This is a genomic window from Paenibacillus sp. FSL H3-0457 (assembly GCF_037981725.1).
Classification (GTDB): Bacteria; Bacillota; Bacilli; order Paenibacillales; family Paenibacillaceae; genus Paenibacillus; species Paenibacillus amylolyticus.
Window position 1 is genome coordinate 1,350,593 of record NZ_CP150283.1, and the last position, 18,511, is coordinate 1,369,103.

Below are 18,511 nucleotides of genomic sequence, written 5' to 3' on the forward strand. Positions count from 1 at the left end.
TGGCGAATGATAAATGAGAGAATCTAAGATAGGGAAAATTAGAACTTTGAGGTGCTGTGAATGAAAAATGTGCCCAAAGCTATCGTCATCTTATGGATGAGTGTATTGATTATTCTAGGCATGCCACATGGGATAGTCTTTGCAACTACAGGAGTGGTTCAGCAACCTGTATCCATTACAGGATGGGAAGTAAAATGGGGGAACGTTGACGATCAAGGATTCATCAGTGAGGTTAAGGGAGCAGACGAAATATGGGAAAAGCAGGGCAGCGATAAGTTAGAGTATAGCAATACGGATCGATCGAATTCTTTATGGACTCGCCTGACCATCCCTGAGTTGAGTGAGGAAAGTTCAGCCATTCGATTTGAGAACATTAAAGGCAATCATATTGTTGTTTATCTGGAAGACCGCAAGGTCTACGAGAACTATCATTACAATTATGATAATAATGCTGTGTTGCTGCCCTTATCCAGCGAAAATTCAGGTGACACGCTCTATGTATGGTCGCAAAATGAAAAAGGCCGTCTGGGGATACAAGGTACTGTTCAGGTTGGACCTTATGCCGCGTTACAGGAGAAATATATTCATAACGGACTTATTGATGTAATTTTGGGCGCGACCTTTGTTTTCACAGCGATTACGATGCTGAGTTGTACATTCTTCCTTGGCAAATTCCATAAGGGATTATGGATCTCGCTATGCATCGTGATGGGTTCCATCGGCACGATGATCATCACGTACTCGCAATTTTTGTATACGTTCTATCAGGTATATGGTGACCTGTATTCCGTAGTCTTTGATCTGGCGATGCTGCTGGGTATGCCAGCGCTATGTTATTTTTTTGAACAGATTATCGGGCCTGGACTGCATGGAATCTTCACCAAACTGCGAAAAATACTATTCATATATTCAGTTATCGCTGTGTTCTCTCTATTTATCTATGTTACTTCAGGTGGGCAATGGGAGATCCTCTACAATCTGCTCGTACAGCGTGTGGTTGGCATTGTGCTGGTCATTCTGCTGACGATCCTGTTGGTTGGTACCATCGCCAAAGCGCTGCAACGAAATCGGGAAGCTATGTTGCTTGCGACAGGATTTGGTACATTTGCCTTGATCAGTGTGGCTGAACTGTTGTGGTATTATCAGCGGAGTGGAACGTATCATCTGTTATGGTGGAAATGGTCCATGGTTGCATTTGTGATCTCGTTGATTGCCATTCTCGGAAGTCGTTTTGCCGAAAAACATACAAAAGTTCTAGAGTATTCCAAGGAACTGGAGCTGTTCAACAATGAGTTGCAGCGATCCGAAAAAATGGAGATTATTAGTGAATTGGCCGCTTCCGTTGCCCATGAAGTACGTAATCCACTTCAGGTGACAAGAGGGTTCTTGCAACTTATGACGGAACAGGAAGACAACAAAAATAAGGGGTATGTGCGAATTGCACTGGAAGAACTTGATCGGGCTTCGGGCATCATAACGGATTTTCTTACCTTTGCCAAACCTGAGTTTGATCATATTATCTCGCTCAATATCTCGGATGAGTTCAATCATATTGAAGGCATTCTTGTACCGATGGCTAATCTGGAAGGTGGTAAAATCACCACTGACATTCCGCCGGATCTATATATTCGAGGCAATTCCTCGAAGTTTAAGCAGGCTTTTATCAATATTATTAAGAACAGTATTGAAGCTCTGCAGGGACAAGGTCAGATTGATATCTGGGCGTATAAGCAGGATGGAATGATTAAGGTGCATGTCAGGGATAACGGAGAAGGAATGGACGAGGAAGCACTCTCCCGGTTAGGTGAGCCTTATTTCTCCAATAAAATCAAAGGCACAGGCCTCGGCATGATGGTGACATTCCGTATTGTTGAAGCGATGCAAGGACAGATCAGCTTTACAAGCACCAAAGGGGTAGGAACAGAAGCGGTTGTATCTTTTGTCGAGTTCGTCGATTGACGAACTCACAGAAGGATACAGCGGCTTTTTTTGTTCCTACCCCTAATTTCTTACACTACAAGATTAGCTCACCCGAATTAACTTCTCCAAGGTCCGCAATTCACATCATAATTTACTTTGGAAGGATTGGGAGGTATGACAAGCACATAGTCATTCTGCTGCTCCTCAACAGTACGTACCTGAATGTGCTCCGGAATTACGATGCCGAACGCTTCACGAAGCGCCTGCTTCGGATTGGAGTGCAATTGTTGTCTGAAGTGCTCGTCAGTCCAAGCCTTTTCAATAATATCCTCATGCAACGTTTTCTCTGATACCATCATCGTCAACATTCCCTTCATATTTAAAATTAAACTGAATCAGCTTAGTTCTTATGCTCAGAATCCCAACTGTTGCTCGCTAATCCAGTGATGAAACCCACCTTGGAGGAGCTGTTTCTTCCGTTGTGTAATGTCCTGAACAGCTTGTACTAAAGTGCTGCATAAATAAGAATCAAACGCCTCAAGATGCGATATTCCTAAGTTAGACGATGTTAGTGTACGATTATAGTGATAAGCAATGTCTACGTAAGAGTTCATGAGTTGTGTATTGTATACATTGTCATGTATACGTTCGCTTAGAGGTTGAACTGGATAGTTGTGATTCAGTGCTGCGGATATGTGGGAGAGGTAGCTGTTGTAGTTTCCATGCACAGCATCTTGTTGCGTGTCTGTGAAGTCATCGGTCATCTGAAGTGTCATGAGTGTGATGTTGATGGCAGAACACACCGGGATGATCCGGTCGGACTGATTCAACAGAAGCAGTGCACCAGTAGCTCCAATGAGGAGAGGGGCAGCCTTTTGCGCAATCAACAAGGGATTCTGTTGGAAATAATCAATGGAATGCTCACCCGTAACACTCACGGCCCAATCCACTACATATTGTCTGAAATAGACCCAGAACGTGGAGGAAGGATTGAATAATACCGAGTAAGATTGAAGTGCATCCATGTAATATAGATTACCCAGGGATAACTTCAATGTGGCATTCTCCGGTTGTTCATCCATCACGTCGTCCTGATTCAGAAAATATAACATATGGATGAGACAGGCTGTACTTAATTGGTGTGCTTTCTCTGGGGGCAGTTTATCTGAGTGTTGCATCCAAAGTGGAGTGATGTACCCGATGTAGCTGTGTCCCGAATCTCGTAACAGCGGATTAACCGAACGAAGCTGCTCTAATGCATGTCCTGACAAGGGTTCGGGATATTCCCGTACGAGTTGTTCCGCTGAAGCAAACACGACCTCCAGATCGGATCTAAACGGATCTAACCAATCTTTCCGCATTATTACATATCGTCCTTCCTGCGATAAGGTGACTAAGGACTGTTCAACTAGATCATGAAGTTACATTTAGTATAGCGGAAATAAACTGAAAAAAATAGGATTTTTTGTGATCAATTGTGAGAAAAATGATGACTTTTTGTATTTTATGGCATAAAAAAGTGGATTTTAGGCCCAAACTAGGAAGGCACAGGATTTCGACATCGGAAAGGCGGTAGAAAAATGAATTTGAAGTGGAAAACATGGATGGCAGCCGGATTGGCAGCCGTAGTTATAACAGCAGCAACAGGACATGTGGCATTTGCTGATCCAGCCGTTCGTGCTGAGCAACATGACGATGCGTCAAAAGCTTCTTCCTCCGGCAAACCAGCGAAGCCATGCATGCAGGCAGGACACGGTCTGTTCATGATTGGTGAGACGGCAGACTTGCTTGGGATTGGACTTCGGGATCTGAAAGAACAGATGGAACTTGGCAAGACGTTGTCCCAGATTGCGAAAGAGCGTAAGGGACTTAGTGAGGAGCAGTTATTGCAGAAGTTGAAGCCTACACTGGCACAGCGTTTGGATCAAGCTGTGGAAGAAGGTTGTCTCACCAAGGAACAAGCTGCAGCCACGAAGGCAGACATGGATACCAAGTTGAAAAAGGTCATTAATACACCGCTGCGTGATTTGCGGCGTGAATTTGCCCACCATGGCAAACGTTCCATGGTAGATAAGGGCGAAATTGCCCGGTTTATTGGAGTGACCCCTGCTCAACTGCACGAGCAGCTTCAGGGAGGGAAATCCCTGGCTGAGATTGCTCAGGCAAAAGGCATTAGCGAAACGCAGCTGGTGGACAAGCTGAAGGAACAATTAACGGGTGATTTGAAGATATTTGTGAATCAGAAGGGCAACGTGCATCCAGCCCCGGGTCCCCAGGAACCTGTTCCTGGACGATCAACTTCGAGCGAAGTAAATTAAAGAAGAGCGTCTCCGTGAGGGGACGCTCTTCTTTATTCTAAAACGGCTCACTCGTTCCCGGATTGCGAGTTGAGCCGGGTGACGGAGTTCGCTCAGGTGAATTTCTTTTGTCCACAGCAGCTGATGGATTGGGAGTTAAACGTGGTTTGCGCATTAACCCTACGGTGAAACGTGAGCCAGGAAGCTTGGACAGCGCCCAACTGATTGCAAGAGCAATACCAACGGTTACAAGGAACGATAGCAACGTTACAGGCAGATGCCATCCACTGAGTTGAAGCGGTCTGGTGACATAAGCGATCGCGTAGATCACCAGTGCATGAACCAGATATCCACCAAATGAATAGCGGCCAATCCAGGCTAAGAGGCGCTGAAACCGTGTATCTTTGCCCCGCATTAGTACAAGGAAACCGTAGAACATGAGCATCTGAGCCATAATGATCAGGAATGTGGTTGGTTTCAGATAGGTGGAGATATTCAGATTCACAACATCCCCGGACCCACGCAGCACATCGTAACCAAGCCATATATACATCCCTATAAACAGACAGATCGTCCATGGCAGGATCTTTGTGGTCCAACTCCTCCAGCTATCCACTGACCAGGCACATACGGCACCCAGTAAAAAGTAGAACCAGTACATCACCCATGAATAGGAGCGATATTGCAGTAACGTTGACCAAGGCTCAGACATGGATTCTGTCCAGCCCCCCATATTATAGTAGGACCATTGCATAAGCAGGGCATATAGTACTGCTGCAAAGAGAATTAGTCCGATAATGACTTGCATGGGCGTGAAACGTGAGGTGTTCTGGATACGTCTCTGAATGGCTTTTGCTCCTGTCCAGAACAGGGGGAACAGAATATAGAATTGAAACACCATAATGACAAACCAGAGATGATATCCCGTCTGTGGTATAAACAGTTCACGAATCAGACTGCGAAAATCCGGTATGCCTGCAAGCCAGAACGCGGGGATGAAGATACGGACAGAAAGCCAGTAGATCAGTGTCCATACGACAAACGGCATATAGATATCGCCAAATCGCTTTCGAATGAAGCGAGGATAGTCCGGTTTGGTGTTACGATGATGGTAAAACAACATTACACCCGATAAAAATACAAACGTTGGCGTACCAAATCGGGTCAGATGATAAATCATGGTCAACATAATGGAATCCGGTTGTTCAATATCAGCGCGATAGATATACTCAGCGATACTATGCTGCATGACGATTGCCAGAAAGGCAATGCCCCGCAGTTCGGTCCATTCCGTTATTCGCGGTTTTTTCACATTGTAATCCTCCCTCCAGGAACCTGAGTTCATCATATAAGGGTACCTGTTAAACATTAAGGCTGCATTAAATGGAGAAAATAGGTACTAAGAAAGACGGCTTTGGCCGTCTTTTCTATTGATATATCTCATGCTTGTTTTAGTTCTGTTCCTCTGATGATAGAGTCTCTGAGGACGCGGCATCTTCTTCAAACAGTTTCTGAATGTAGGACTGGAGTTTGGTCACATCAACACCCAGTACCTGAGCTGAGCCGACCAGTTCATTGGTGAGTAGTTTGTTCGGTGGAATCTGCTGCTGATCGATATCGTTCGCATGGATATCGAAGCCAAGTGATGCGAGTTTTAACATCTGGGTTGGACTAAGGTCTGTCTCGATATAGGGAGCGATGGCTTCCAGGATATCCGGGATTTTGAAAAGCGACGTAGTACTCTGCATTTTCTTGGCCAGTTCGGTCATGAAGATCCGCTGCCGTTCGGTACGGGTGAAATCCGAGGTGGCATCATGCCGGAACCGAACATATTGAAGGGCGGTCTTGCCGTCCATATGTTGCAATCCTTTTTTTAAGTCAATGTCGTACATATGTTTATCTGCTTTACTGGTGTAATACATGTCTTTCTCCACATCGATCTCAATACCGCCTACCGCATCAACGAGTGCCATGAAACCTGTAAAGTCTGTGTAGACATAATGCTGAATGGGAATACCGAGCAGATCACTGACGGTTTGTTTGGTCAGCTCCGCACCCCCGTAGGAAAAGGCTGCATTAAGTCTGCTTTTGCCATGCCCGGGAATGGCGACATAGGTATCACGCAGTACGGAGAATAGATGGGCTTTCTTGGTGACCGGATCAATGGAAGCGACCATGACCGAGTCCGAGCGTCCTGCATCGTCGCCTCTTGAGTCTCCACCAAGGAGCAGAATGTTCACCCGTTCCTGGCCCTCCCATCTGGGAATCGTTGTCGTTGGTGTGTCTGAATCGCTGTCTGTTCCGGAAGAGGACGAGTTGGATGAAGTCCCGGAAGCCGTGGAGATGCTATTGGCAAAATGAACAATCGAATATCCGTAATATACAACGACACCTGTAATCGCAAGTGCCAGGGTCAGGGCTGTACCCCATAACCATTTTTTAAGCATAATCTTCACCTTTCTATGATTGAACTGATATGTAACCCAAACTAGTTTAACAAAAAGAAAGCAAAAAGTCCTCTTTGATTTCGTAACTTCGGTCAATGTGAGGAATGTTTGACAAATAGTTAGTGTATATTTAATATGTAAAAAAATAATCTTGCTTTGTGTAATGGGGGTATTAAAAGCCAGTTATGAATCAATCACTATTTAATTGGATTAATCAGTTTGCAGACCAAATACCGTTTCTGGACTGGTTTATGATCACATCATCCGAGTATGCGGTTTGGGTCATGATTGCACTGCTTGTTATCGTATGGTTTCTCGGCGATCCATCGAAACAACGAATTGTTTTCTATGCCTGTGTGGCTTCCATTGTAGCGCTAGTTCTGGCCAAATGGGGGATATCACCAGCGGTCGGTCATCCAAGACCTTTTGTGGAAGGGACTGTGCATCAGCTGGTTGCCCATGTACCTGATCCTTCTTTTCCAAGTAAACATGCTTCCTTTGTATTTGCTCTATCGGCTGCTTCATTCTTTATTGGACGTCGCTTCGGGTCATGGATGATGTTACTCGCTGTGTTGACAGGGGTGTCTCGTGTATATGTTGGTGTACATTATCCAGGAGATATTCTGGGAGGATTCATTCTCGGAAGTCTGCTTAGTGTGGTTCTGATTACAACCCGCAATTATACCAAGCCGATTCCCGACTTCTTCATTAACATACACCGACGTGTTTTTCGTTAGCTTTTGAAAGCAATGTCTAGTGAAGTTTTGGTAGTTTAGTTTATTGAAAGAAGTCTCTTATCTCTGGTTCTGCCAAAGATGGGAGACTTTTTTTGTGTTATGTTCGAAGTTACATGAAATTTACAGAAATTGAATTCTAACATCTACAATTCACGACGATCGGTGACGATATATTATAAATATGTATTATTTTGAGGAGTGGGACACATGGAAGACACGCGGGGGAATAAGTTGGGGATATTGAAGTTAACGATTCGAGGCAAGTTACTGACTGGTTTTCTCATAGTCGTGGCTCTGTTGATTGTTGTAAGCGTTTATGCGTTAATACAGATCCATAATATGTCTGGTAAAGCCAATGATGTGGACCAGACCTGGATGCCGAGTGTAAGCCTGTTGGGTATGATGAATGGTGATGTTTCGGATGTAGAGCGGTTAGCGCTGGCCATTATCGTTGAACAGGACGAAGAAGAAAACGTCAAGGTGAATGAAGCGTTAAAGTTGCTCCTCACGAAGATTGAAGATGAGCGTAAACAGCTGCTAACGTTCATTGAGAGCAATGATGAAGCGATGAAGCTCTACAATGATTTCAGTACGAATTATGATGCTTATGTGGAGAAAATGCCTGCATTCATAGAATTCGGTATTGCAAATAACTATGAAGAAGCAAGTAGACTGCACACTGAAGCCTATCCATTGTGGTATACAGCTAACGACACGATTGCCAAGCTGATCGAATCTGGGAATAAAGGATCGGATGCAGCAACGAATGATTCTGTCGAGTTGGCTGAGAATACATTTAATGTGATTTTGGCAGTGACGATTTTTGCATTCCTGATCGCCGTGTTCATTGCATTCTTCATTGCAAGCATCATTTCACGTCCAATCAAAAAGATGAATGAAGCGGCCATGGCTATTGCCAATGGTGATCTGACGGGTGAGACGATTGTGCTCAAGAACAAAGACGAATTGGGAACGCTCGCGGCTTCCTTCAATACCATGAGTGGTAATTTGCGCTCCATGATTGAATCGGTATCGATGACTTCCGAACAGGTAGCGGCTTCATCGGAAGAGCTTCTTGCAAGTGCAGAGCAAAATACTCAAGCCTCGGAACAGATTTCCGAAACGGTTGAGGAACTGGCCGTGGGCACGTCAGATCAAGTTGATATTGTGAAGCGCTCTTCACAGGCGATGAATGAGATGGCTCTCGGATCAGAGCAGATTGCCGAGCTTGCTCAGAGTGTATCCGTATCTGCTGTAGATGCGGCGAATCAATCTTCCGAAGGAAATATGATTATTCAGCAAGCGGTTGAACAGATGGGTTCTGTTCGAAATTCCATTGCTTCGCTTACTGAATTGGTTACAGGGCTGGGGGAACGTTCAGCAGAGATTGGAACCATTACCGAGGTAATCAACAACATTGCCCGGCAGACCAATCTGCTTGCACTGAATGCAGCCATTGAAGCCGCACGAGCAGGAGAGCACGGACGTGGTTTCGCCGTAGTTGCGGGAGAAGTGCGTAAGTTGGCTGAGGAATCTTCTACATCTGCGCAAAGAATTACGGATCTCGTTCAATTGATCCAGAAAGATACGGATCATGCTGTTCAGGCAGTGAAAGTGAACAGCAGTGAGACAGAAGCAGGAATCGAGATGGTTACTGCGGCAGGACAAGCGTTCGAGCAGATCTCGGATGCGGTCAACAAAGTAGCGGGTGAAATCCAGGAAGTATCTGCAGGTTCAGAGGAAATGTCGGCGAGTACAACTGAGGTTGTAGGATATGTAAGTCAAATCTCCAACATTGCTGGAGAGGCAGCGGGCGGGGTTCATAATGTATCTGCCGCAACTCAGCAGCAGTTGGCTTCGATGGAAGAGATTGCATCATCCGCGGGTTCATTATCCAAAATGGCCGAAGAACTGCAGGAGCAGATTAACAAGTTCAAAGTGTAACCAATGAGATGTTCTGATACCTAAGGTGTACAGAAACATACTGACAGGATGGTCAGAATGCCATTCGATTTGTACTGTTGATGATAACAAGGGCGAGAAGCTGTTTCTCTAACGCGCATATGCGTTAGAGAAACAGCTTTTTTTGTCACATGACGCAGAGCAGGTCACAACAATGTTATTTCAGAAGTCACCAACGCTTATATAGCTGGTGAAACAAACGGCTATAATGGTAATTAATGGTGGAACTTACACTGAAATACACCATGGGGAGGAGCGATATAAACTTGCAGTCCAGAGTAATGCATACGGAATATTGATGAAGAGGAGATGAATAGTTGAACATGAAGGGGAGCTGGTGGAGACGAGTCGCTATGATCGCGTTATCGGCAGGACTACTGGCAGGGAGTTTATCGATGGGCACAGGAATTCGTAAGGCGGATGCGGCCGCTGGAAATCAGAACTATGCTGAAGCACTGCAAAAGGCCATTTACTTCTATGAGGCACAGCGCTCGGGTCCGTTGCCAGCGAGTAATCGGGTCGAATGGCGTGGTAATTCGGGCATGCAGGATGGAGCTGATGTAGGTGTTGATCTGACCGGAGGATGGTATGATGCCGGAGATCACGTGAAGTTTGGTTTTCCGATGGCTGCTTCCGCAACGATGCTTGCCTGGTCTGTCGTGGAATACAGTGACGGATATGAACAGGCCGGACAACTGGAGGAGATCAAGGATAATATCCGATGGGCGACCGACTATTTTATGAGAGCGCATACGAAACCAAATGAATTATGGGGACAAGTGGGGGCAGGTAATACCGACCATGCCTGGTGGGGACCCGCAGAAGTCATGCAGATGAACCGTCCTTCGTTCAAGATTGATGCTTCATGCCCGGGCAGTGATCTGGCGGCAGAAACGGCTGCAGCGCTGGCAGCGTCATCGATTGTATTTGCAGATGATGATCCGGCATATTCGGCCAGACTGCTTCAACATGCGAAAGAGCTGTACAACTTCGCAGATACATATCGGGGGGAATACACCGATTGTATCACTGATGCTGCAGCGTTTTATAATTCGTGGACAGGATACGAAGACGAGCTGGCATGGGGTGGCGCATGGCTTTATTTAGCCACTAATGATAGCGCTTACTTGTCCAAAGCCATTGCAGCTACGGACCGGTGGTCTTCTAGCGGAGGCTCAGCCAATTGGCCCTATACCTGGACACAAGGTTGGGACAGTAAACATTATGGTGCCCAGATTCTGCTTGCCCGTATTACGTCCAGTTTGAACATGCCGGAGGCGACAAGATTTATTCAGTCCACTGAGCGCAATCTGGATTATTGGACGGTTGGAGTCAATGGGACACGAGTCAAGTATACGCCAGGAGGTCTGGCGTGGCTGGATCAGTGGGGATCGCTCCGATATGCAGCGAATGCATCCTTTATTTCTTTTGTATACTCCGACTGGGTCAGTGATCCTGTGAAAAAGTCAAGATATCAGGATTTTGCTGTCTCACAGATGAATTATATTTTGGGCGATAATCCGCGTCAGAGCAGTTATGTGGTCGGATATGGGCAAAATGCACCTCAACATCCGCATCATCGGACCGCTCACAGTTCATGGCTGAATAACGAAGATATCCCGGCTAACCATCGCCACATTCTGTATGGTGCCATGGTCGGTGGCCCGGATGCATCGGATGGATATACCGATGATATCGGGGATTACGTGAGTAATGAGGTCGCAACCGATTACAATGCTGGTTTTACCGGCGCACTGGCAAAAATGAATTTGCTGTTTGGTCAGAATCATCAGCCCCTGGCGAACTTCCCTGCACCTGAGGTGAAGGGAGATGAGTTCTTTGTGGAGGCTGCGATCAAATCATCAGGTGCCAATTATACGGAAATCAGAGCACAGCTTAATAATCGTTCCGCTTGGCCTGCCCGAATGGGAGATCAACTTTCTTTTAAGTATTTCCTGGATTTGAGTGAAGTGTATGCTGCCGGACGTACGGTATCGGACGTGCAAGTGACAACCTCCTATACGGAGGGGGCGACAGTATCCCAACCAGTTGTGGTGAATGCAGCCCAGCATATCTATGCCATTACGGCGAACTTCGGTAATACCAAGATCTATCCAGGTGGGGAAGGAATTTATCGTAAAGAAGTACAGTTCCGCATTACAGGCCCACAGGGTGCATGGAATGCCAGCAATGATCCTTCGTTCCAGACGCTGACCACAGGCACTCCTGTGAAGAGTATATACCTTCCAGTCTATGATGCAGGGGTGAAGGTGTATGGACAGGAGCCTGGTGTTACACCAGTCACGGTTCCAGGCACACCTGCTGGCGTGCAGGCTGTAGCGGGAAGCAGTCAGGTTAACCTGACCTGGGCCGCTGTATCCGGGGCCGAATCGTATACGGTGAAGCGTTCCGAGGTGAGTGGAGGACCATATACAACTGTTGCAACAGGGGTTAATGGATTGACCTACACAAACACGGGACTGACCAACGGGACGGCTTATTATTATGTAGTGACTGCTGTGAATTCAGCAGGGGAATCATCGGGTTCTGTACAGGTGTCGGCTACCCCGCAAGCAGCTTCGACGGTGCCGGGAGCACTAACTTTAAGTGGGGCAGCTGGTGATGCGCAGTCGGTCCTGACCTGGACAGCAGCCTCGGGCGCTACTAGCTATAAGGTACAACGTTCGGTGGCAGGCGGGACATATGCAGATGTGGCAACCGGATTGTCCGTGTTGACTTACACCGATACAACAGCGCTGAATGGCACCACGTACAATTACCGGATTGCAGCCGTGAATGCGAACGGACAGACACTGTCCAATGTCCTGGCACTAACGCCTTCTGCACCTCCGGTGACGACCGGTACACTCGAAGTGCAGTACCGCAGCGGAGGGTCCGGGAATTCAAGTAATGCGGTGACTCCGCAGTTCAACGTGAAGAATACCGGAACACAGGCGATTGATCTCAGTACCGTGAAGATCCGATATTATTTCACCAAGGATGGTGCGGATCAAATGACCTTCTGGTGTGATTATGCCGAGATGGGCACGGCCAATGTTGAAGGTACATTTGTCGCAGTGAATCCGGCGAAGGGTACCGCAGATACGTATCTGGAGATTAGCTTCAAGTCCGGAGCAGGCAGTTTGGCCGCTGGAGCAGAGACCGGCGTGATTCAAGCACGCTTTTCCAAAAATAACTGGAGTAATTTCGATCAAAGTAATGATTATTCCTATGATGCTTCCAAGACGGCTTTTGCCGTATGGAACAAGGTAACAGGGTATCAGGGAAACACCAAAGTATGGGGCTTGGAGCCGTAACTAGCTCAAGATCATTGGCCGAATAGCAGCATGGGCAGACCAACAGCACTTATATTCAATTTCCACTATTCCAGGGAGGTATATATTAATGTTGAAATCAGCTGCGAAAAAAAGTTTAACAGCCATGCTGGCGGGAACCGTCATGTTGACCGGATACACCGGACTCTGGGCAGGGCCGCAAACAGCACATGCCGCAGATCAGGCCATCGAGATTCAGGCAGACGGCATTAATGAAGCCCGGTTTTTGCAATTATATGATCAGTTGAAAGATCCGGCGAACGGATATTTTTCGCCAGAGGGTCTACCGTATCATTCCATTGAGACCCTGCTGAGTGAGGCTCCGGATTATGGTCATATGACGACGTCAGAGGCATACAGTTACTGGCTGTGGTTGGAAACCATGTACGGTCACTACACGGGAGATTGGTCCCAATTGGAAGCAGCTTGGGACAGTATGGAGAAATACATTATCCCGGTCAACGAAGGTGACGGCAAGGAAGAACAGCCTACGATGAGCTCATACAACCCGAACAGCCCTGCTACGTATGCAGCGGAAAAACCTTTTCCTGATCAATATCCATCGCCACTTAATGGTCAATATGCAGCGGGTAAAGACCCGATTGATGCCGAACTTAAGGCGACCTATGGTAACAATCAGACCTATCTCATGCACTGGCTGGTCGATGTGGATGACTGGTATGGATATGGCAACCTGTTGAATCCATCACATACGGCTACCTATGTGAACACGTTCCAGCGTGGGGAGCAGGAGTCTGTGTGGGAAGCCATTCCGCATCCATCTCAGGATGATAAATCTTTTGGTAAGGCAAACGAAGGCTTCATGAGCTTGTTCACAAAGGAAACTCAGGTACCGTCAGCGCAATGGCGTTATACAAACGCAACGGATGCCGATGCACGTGCAGTACAGGTGCTGTATTGGGCGAAGGAGATGGGATACAACAATCCGGAATACCTGGATAAAGCGAAGAAGATGGGGGACTATCTGCGCTACGGCATGTATGATAAATACTTCCAGAAAATTGGAAGTGCAAAGAGCGGTACACCAACTCCGGGTACAGGCAAGGATTCCAACATGTATCTCATGGCTTGGTATACGTCTTGGGGAGGTGGCTTGGGTCAAGGTGGGGATTGGGCTTGGCGCATTGGAGCGAGCCATACCCATCAGGCTTATCAAAACCCGGTTGCAGCGTATGCTTTGTCTGATCCGGCAGGCGGCTTGATTCCGGAATCAGCAACAGCGAAGGCAGATTGGAATGCTACGCTGAAACGTCAGTTGGAATTCTACACTTGGCTACAATCCCATGAAGGAGCTATCGGCGGGGGAGCAACCAACAGTCTGGATGGTTCATATAAAGCCTATCCGGCAGGCGTAAGTACATTCTATGACATGGCTTATCAGGAGGCACCTGTATATCGTGATCCGGATTCCAACACCTGGTTTGGATTCCAGGCATGGCCGCTGGAACGTGTAGCCGAGATGTACTATATTCTTGCGGAGAGCGGGGACTTGACCTCTGAGAACTTCCAGATGGCCAAGAAGGTAATCACGAAGTGGATCGACTGGAGTAAGGATTATGTATTTGTAGGTGAGCGTCCGGTGACGGATGCGCAGGGCTATTATCTGAATGCGGCTGGACAGCGCATTTTGGGTGGAACTAATGTTCAGGTAGCGACAACGCCGGCTCCGGGAGAGTTCTGGATTCCGGGTGGTCAGGAATGGCAGGGTCAACCGGACAAATGGAACGGATTCAGTTCGTTTACGGAAAATCCGAATTTCCGTGTAACGACCAAAGATCCAGTGCAGGACACAGGCGTTCTGGGAAGTTACGTTAAAGCTCTGACCTTCTTCGCAGCGGGAACTCAGGCAGAGAACGGCACACTTAGTGCGGAAGGCCAAGAAGCCAAGGATCTGGCTGAGGCTCTGTTGGATACAGCTTGGGATTACAATGATGGTGTGGGGATTGTTACGGAAGAAGAACGTAAAGACTACTTCCGCTTCTTTGCCAAAGAGATCTATATCCCGGCGAACTGGTCTGGAACCTTTGGTCAAGGCAATACGATTCCAGGTACAGCAGGTGTACCTTCCGATCCGGCGAAAGGTGGGAATGGCGTATACATTGGATACTCCGATCTGCGTCCGGCCATCAAGCAAGATCCGGCATGGGCTTACTTGGATAATCTGTACAAAACGTCATATAACACAACCACGAAACAGTGGGAAAATGGTGCACCTACCTTTACGTATCACCGGTTCTGGTCACAGGTGGATATGGCTACAGCGTACGGTGAGTATGATCGTCTCCTCGGAGATTCGGATAGTCCGGAAGTGGAAGTACCCGCTGCTCCTGCTGGCGTAACAGCAACTGGAGGAAGTGAGCAAGTGGTTCTGAATTGGAACGCAGCCGCTGGTGCAGCCTCGTATACCGTGAAACGTGCAGAAGTGAATGGTGGTCCTTATACGTCTGTAGCGACAGGGGTCACAGGATCGACATTCACGGATACAGGCTTGACCAACGGTACAACGTATTATTATGTCATCACTGCGGTGAATGCCGTAGGTGAGTCTGCACCGTCGACACAGGCATCTGCAACACCACTCGCAGGTACCGTTGTGCCGGGCGTATTCAACCTTACTGGAACGGCTGGCAATGCCCAGGCGGTACTGACATGGACCGCATCAACTGGAGCAGCGAGTTATAAGGTACAACGTTCGGTAGGCACCGGGGCATATGCTGATCTGGCAACAGGTTTGACCGCACTGACGTATACCGACGCTACAGCGGTGAATGGTACGGCTTATAATTATAGAGTCGTAGCCATTAATACGAGTGGTCAGACGAATTCAAATGTATTGGTGTTGACCCCATTGGCACCTCCAGTTACAACGGGAACGCTTGAAGTACAATACCGGAATGGTAGTTCAGGGGCTTCGGTCAATGCGATTACTCCGCAGTTCAATGTGAAGAATACAGGTACAACTGCTGTGGACTTGAGCAAAGTGAAGGTCCGGTATTATTTCACCAAGGATAGTGCCGCTGATCTGAGTTTCTGGTGTGATTATGCACAGATTGGCAGTGGTAACGTGGAAGGGCATTTTGTCTCGATAGATCCGGCCAAGGGCACGGCAGATACGTATCTGGAGATTGAATTCAAAGCAGGTGCCGGCAGTTTGGCCGCGGGTGCCGAAACCGGAATCATCCAGGGACGTTTCTCGAAAAACAACTGGACGAATTTTGATCAAACGAATGATTATTCCTTTGATTCCACCCAATCAGCCTTCAGTGCCTGGACAAAAGTGACGGCTTATCAGGATGGCGCCAAGGTATGGGGAATTGAACCTTAAATGAGTTGATCGACCGATTGTAGAGTAATGTTACTCATCATACAGGTTAAGCCGGGGAGAAATCCCTGGCTTTTCTTTTTTATGGAAAAGCAAAAATGAAATACAAAATAATCAAACGGGCACTGCTGATAAATCGATCCGTATTGAGGCTGGAGGCAAAAATGTGAATTCGGGGAACGGTAATCGACAAATGAATCATAGTAATGTTTACCATATTTGATATTTTGAACATTAAAATCTAGGTCATATGGCATATGCTCTGAATGAGAAACGACCTAACTCTTTTATCGCGGTAAAATGAAGTATATCAAATAGTTACAATAATTTAACCTTTCAAAAAGAAGGGATCAGCAGTGAATTTTTCCAGCAGATTATGGACGCACCCTAATACTTAGTGCTCAAGTTCGCCTATATCAATACAGGACTTTTGACTGATGAACGTTATGGATACCCCGTTTACAATGGGGCAAGCCCGGGAGAACCAAGCCAGGTTAAAATTCTGTAACATCAGGGGGAACTCGACATCATGAACTGGAAAAAAACGATTATTACGGCAAGTGTCACAGCAACGATGCTGATGGGAAGTCTGACGACAGGAGCACTAACGGCACAGGTATCGGCAGCTGCTGTTAACAATTCACAAGTAAAAGTAATTTGGGGCGTAAACCTACGCACAACACCTTCTTCTTCTGCGAAGATTGTTCGCTTGGTCGCTAAAGGGGAAACGGTAACGGTGCTTCAGCAATCCGGTTCGGATTGGTATAAGATTAAGGATTCTGCTAACCGGACAGGCTACATATCTTCTTCATCCAAATACACACAAGCGATTAGTGGCGGCACAAGCGGATCGGGTTCGAATAGTGGTATATCGGTGACCGGCAATGCGTCTGTAGAAAAAGTGATTGCAGCGGGAATGAAATATTTGGGAACACCTTATGAGTTCGGAGCCAGTCGTAACAGCACAGCTACTTTTGACTGTTCCAGCTTTGTACGCCAGGCCTTCATTGATGCACTGGGCATCAAGCTTCCAGCGGATTCCCGCAAACAGGGAGACTATGTAAAAGCCAAGGGTACGGTTCAGACGAACTGGAAAAACCTGAAGCGTGGCGATCTGATGTATTTCATGTCGTATAAAGGCAACTCTGCATCATCGTATTCGGGCGTGAATAAATCTAGCGCAACCATTACGCACACAGGGATTTACCTGGGCGACGGCAAGGTATTACATACGTATTCCAACGCTGGCGGTGGTGTAACAACTAGTGATATCTCCGGCAAACACTGGGAGTATCGCTTCCTGTTTGGTGGCAGTGCGCTGTAGGTTGAAACAAGAACCTTCTTAAATAATCCACGCATGTTCATATGCATACAAAACACCTCCCATTCTGCCTTTGACAGGCGAGTGGGAGGTGTTTTGGTGTTATTTATTATTTTGAAGAACTCAATCGTGATAGTACAGTCGGAACAGGATATCCTGATTGTAGTTGCCGAATCCCTCGCCATATAAGGTAAGCCCGCCTACATGCTGAGCATCTTCCTCCACCGAAAGACGAAGAGTCCATTGGTTGCGTTCGACCGGGATATCTGCGAGTGTAATGTCGGATAGATGTTGTCCATCAATAAACGTACCCTCATTGGTAATTCGCAGTACCTTGAGCATGCCGTACTGATTGATACTGTCACTCCACCATTCCGGGGTGAACATGCCACGTCCGTTGCCTGAATCTCCAGGGCTTGTCCATTCCCCTAATCGGATGCCATTCAGCATGAATGTAATATCCGAGGGCCAATTCGGATTCACCGAAGGGGCTTCTGATCCGATCTCAAGGGACAATTCAATCGCATTGATCTGTTGTCCGGATAAAATATAGTTTGGAATTTTGTACTCCACAAACCCACGGCCAAACCACAGAATATGTGCATGCATCCGCTCGGGGTCGAGAAAATAACGAGGGTCATCATACTGTCCGATAACATGATTGGATGTAGCCAGACCACATGTCGGATAGACGTCAAAGTGAGTATAGTGTCCCACAGGGACGGAAACCTCGTGAAGCTTGCGGGCTGTCCCACTTTCCTGCGGCATGGAGATGCCAATCCAGTCTACAGCAAGGCTGTTCATTTTATGTGTGCCGCCGTCTTTGCGTATCATTTTGGACTGAATAATGCCTACATCCTGAAGTTTGCGGACATGCATGGTCACGATGGCACTACTCAGACCCAGTGAAGCAGCAAGATCTTTCACATTCATCGGGGTCTCTGCAACAAGGCGGATGATCTGTAGACGGACTTCACTGGCAAGTGCTTCATATAGGGGGAGCCATTCGGCATCGGTATTTGCTCTAATCACAATTGTTCCTCCATTTTATCTGTATAGAATTAAGTTAAACATAAATTCAGTAAAAAGAATAACATTTTGCAAAATTCAGGTTGAAATTAAGGCTACAATCGATTTTAATATAAATAT

General features: G+C 46.9%; 12 protein-coding genes. 7 read left to right on the forward strand and 5 right to left on the reverse strand.

All coding sequences use genetic code 11. The features are described from left to right. The first annotated feature begins 60 nt into the window (after positions 1-60). Positions 61-1,959 carry a HAMP domain-containing sensor histidine kinase gene (locus MHH25_RS06030; RefSeq protein WP_340019470.1) on the forward strand — a complete coding sequence of 633 codons (1,899 nt, stop codon included), beginning with the start codon at positions 61-63 and terminating at the stop codon, positions 1,957-1,959. A 77-nt stretch (positions 1,960-2,036) separates the two neighbouring features. Here MHH25_RS06030 and MHH25_RS06035 read toward each other — a convergent pair whose 3' ends face one another. Further along, entirely contained in the window at positions 2,037-2,279 is a 243-nt protein-coding gene (locus MHH25_RS06035) for an NHLP leader peptide family RiPP precursor (RefSeq protein WP_091015589.1), read from the reverse strand. Between the two features lie 54 nt (positions 2,280-2,333). Beyond that, positions 2,334-3,281, reverse strand: coding sequence for a hypothetical protein (locus MHH25_RS06040; protein WP_253506129.1), 948 nt, complete (start codon positions 3,279-3,281; stop codon positions 2,334-2,336). Between the two features lie 219 nt (positions 3,282-3,500). Here MHH25_RS06040 and MHH25_RS06045 point away from each other — a divergent pair, with 219 nt between their 5' ends. Beyond that, the gene (locus tag MHH25_RS06045; protein ID WP_340019471.1) at positions 3,501-4,238 is read left to right on the forward strand and encodes a hypothetical protein; all 738 of its coding nucleotides are present in this window, start codon (positions 3,501-3,503) and stop codon (positions 4,236-4,238) included. Between the two features lie 37 nt (positions 4,239-4,275). On the opposite strand, the gene MHH25_RS06050 is transcribed toward MHH25_RS06045, so the two are convergent. Beyond that, entirely contained in the window at positions 4,276-5,529 is a 1,254-nt protein-coding gene (locus MHH25_RS06050) for an acyltransferase (RefSeq protein WP_340019472.1), read from the reverse strand. Between the two features lie 139 nt (positions 5,530-5,668). Continuing rightward, entirely contained in the window at positions 5,669-6,664 is a 996-nt protein-coding gene (locus tag MHH25_RS06055) for an LCP family protein (RefSeq protein WP_340019473.1), read from the reverse strand. Positions 6,665-6,849: 185 nt separating this feature from the next. On the opposite strand from MHH25_RS06055, the gene MHH25_RS06060 reads away from it, so the two are divergent. The 5 genes from MHH25_RS06060 to MHH25_RS06080 all read left to right on the forward strand — a co-directional run bounded on the left by MHH25_RS06060 (position 6,850) and on the right by MHH25_RS06080 (position 17,365). Continuing rightward, entirely contained in the window at positions 6,850-7,401 is a 552-nt protein-coding gene (locus tag MHH25_RS06060; RefSeq protein WP_340019474.1) for an undecaprenyl-diphosphatase, read from the forward strand. 207 nt (positions 7,402-7,608) lie between these two features. After that, on the forward strand, positions 7,609-9,345 hold the full coding sequence (locus MHH25_RS06065; protein ID WP_083677324.1) for a methyl-accepting chemotaxis protein: 1,737 nt from the start codon (positions 7,609-7,611) through the stop codon (positions 9,343-9,345). 341 nt (positions 9,346-9,686) lie between these two features. Further along, positions 9,687-12,680, forward strand: coding sequence for a glycoside hydrolase family 9 protein (locus tag MHH25_RS06070; RefSeq protein WP_340020454.1), 2,994 nt, complete (start codon positions 9,687-9,689; stop codon positions 12,678-12,680). A gap of 88 nt (positions 12,681-12,768) precedes the next feature. Further along, a complete protein-coding gene (locus MHH25_RS06075; RefSeq protein WP_340019475.1) occupies positions 12,769-16,044 on the forward strand; it encodes a glycoside hydrolase family 48 protein in 3,276 nt (1,091 codons plus the stop codon). A gap of 526 nt (positions 16,045-16,570) precedes the next feature. Continuing rightward, complete coding sequence (locus MHH25_RS06080) at positions 16,571-17,365, forward strand: SH3 domain-containing C40 family peptidase (RefSeq protein ID WP_340019476.1); 795 nt, start codon at positions 16,571-16,573, stop codon at positions 17,363-17,365. Positions 17,366-17,485: 120 nt separating this feature from the next. On the opposite strand, the gene MHH25_RS06085 is transcribed toward MHH25_RS06080, so the two are convergent. Further along, positions 17,486-18,394 carry an ArsR family transcriptional regulator gene (locus MHH25_RS06085; protein WP_221819037.1) on the reverse strand — a complete coding sequence of 303 codons (909 nt, stop codon included), beginning with the start codon at positions 18,392-18,394 and terminating at the stop codon, positions 17,486-17,488. Positions 18,395-18,511 lie beyond the last annotated feature (117 nt).

Coding starts and splice junctions, on each gene's coding strand:
- MHH25_RS06030 (WP_340019470.1), top strand. CDS start 61: ATGAAAAATGTGCCCAAAGCTATCGTCATCTTATGGATGAGTGTATTG.
- MHH25_RS06035 (WP_091015589.1), bottom strand. CDS start 2,279: ATGATGGTATCAGAGAAAACGTTGCATGAGGATATTATTGAAAAGGCT.
- MHH25_RS06040 (WP_253506129.1), bottom strand. CDS start 3,281: ATGCGGAAAGATTGGTTAGATCCGTTTAGATCCGATCTGGAGGTCGTG.
- MHH25_RS06045 (WP_340019471.1), top strand. CDS start 3,501: ATGAATTTGAAGTGGAAAACATGGATGGCAGCCGGATTGGCAGCCGTA.
- MHH25_RS06055 (WP_340019473.1), bottom strand. CDS start 6,664: ATGCTTAAAAAATGGTTATGGGGTACAGCCCTGACCCTGGCACTTGCG.
- MHH25_RS06060 (WP_340019474.1), top strand. CDS start 6,850: ATGAATCAATCACTATTTAATTGGATTAATCAGTTTGCAGACCAAATA.
- MHH25_RS06065 (WP_083677324.1), top strand. CDS start 7,609: ATGGAAGACACGCGGGGGAATAAGTTGGGGATATTGAAGTTAACGATT.
- MHH25_RS06070 (WP_340020454.1), top strand. CDS start 9,687: ATGAAGGGGAGCTGGTGGAGACGAGTCGCTATGATCGCGTTATCGGCA.
- MHH25_RS06075 (WP_340019475.1), top strand. CDS start 12,769: ATGTTGAAATCAGCTGCGAAAAAAAGTTTAACAGCCATGCTGGCGGGA.
- MHH25_RS06080 (WP_340019476.1), top strand. CDS start 16,571: ATGAACTGGAAAAAAACGATTATTACGGCAAGTGTCACAGCAACGATG.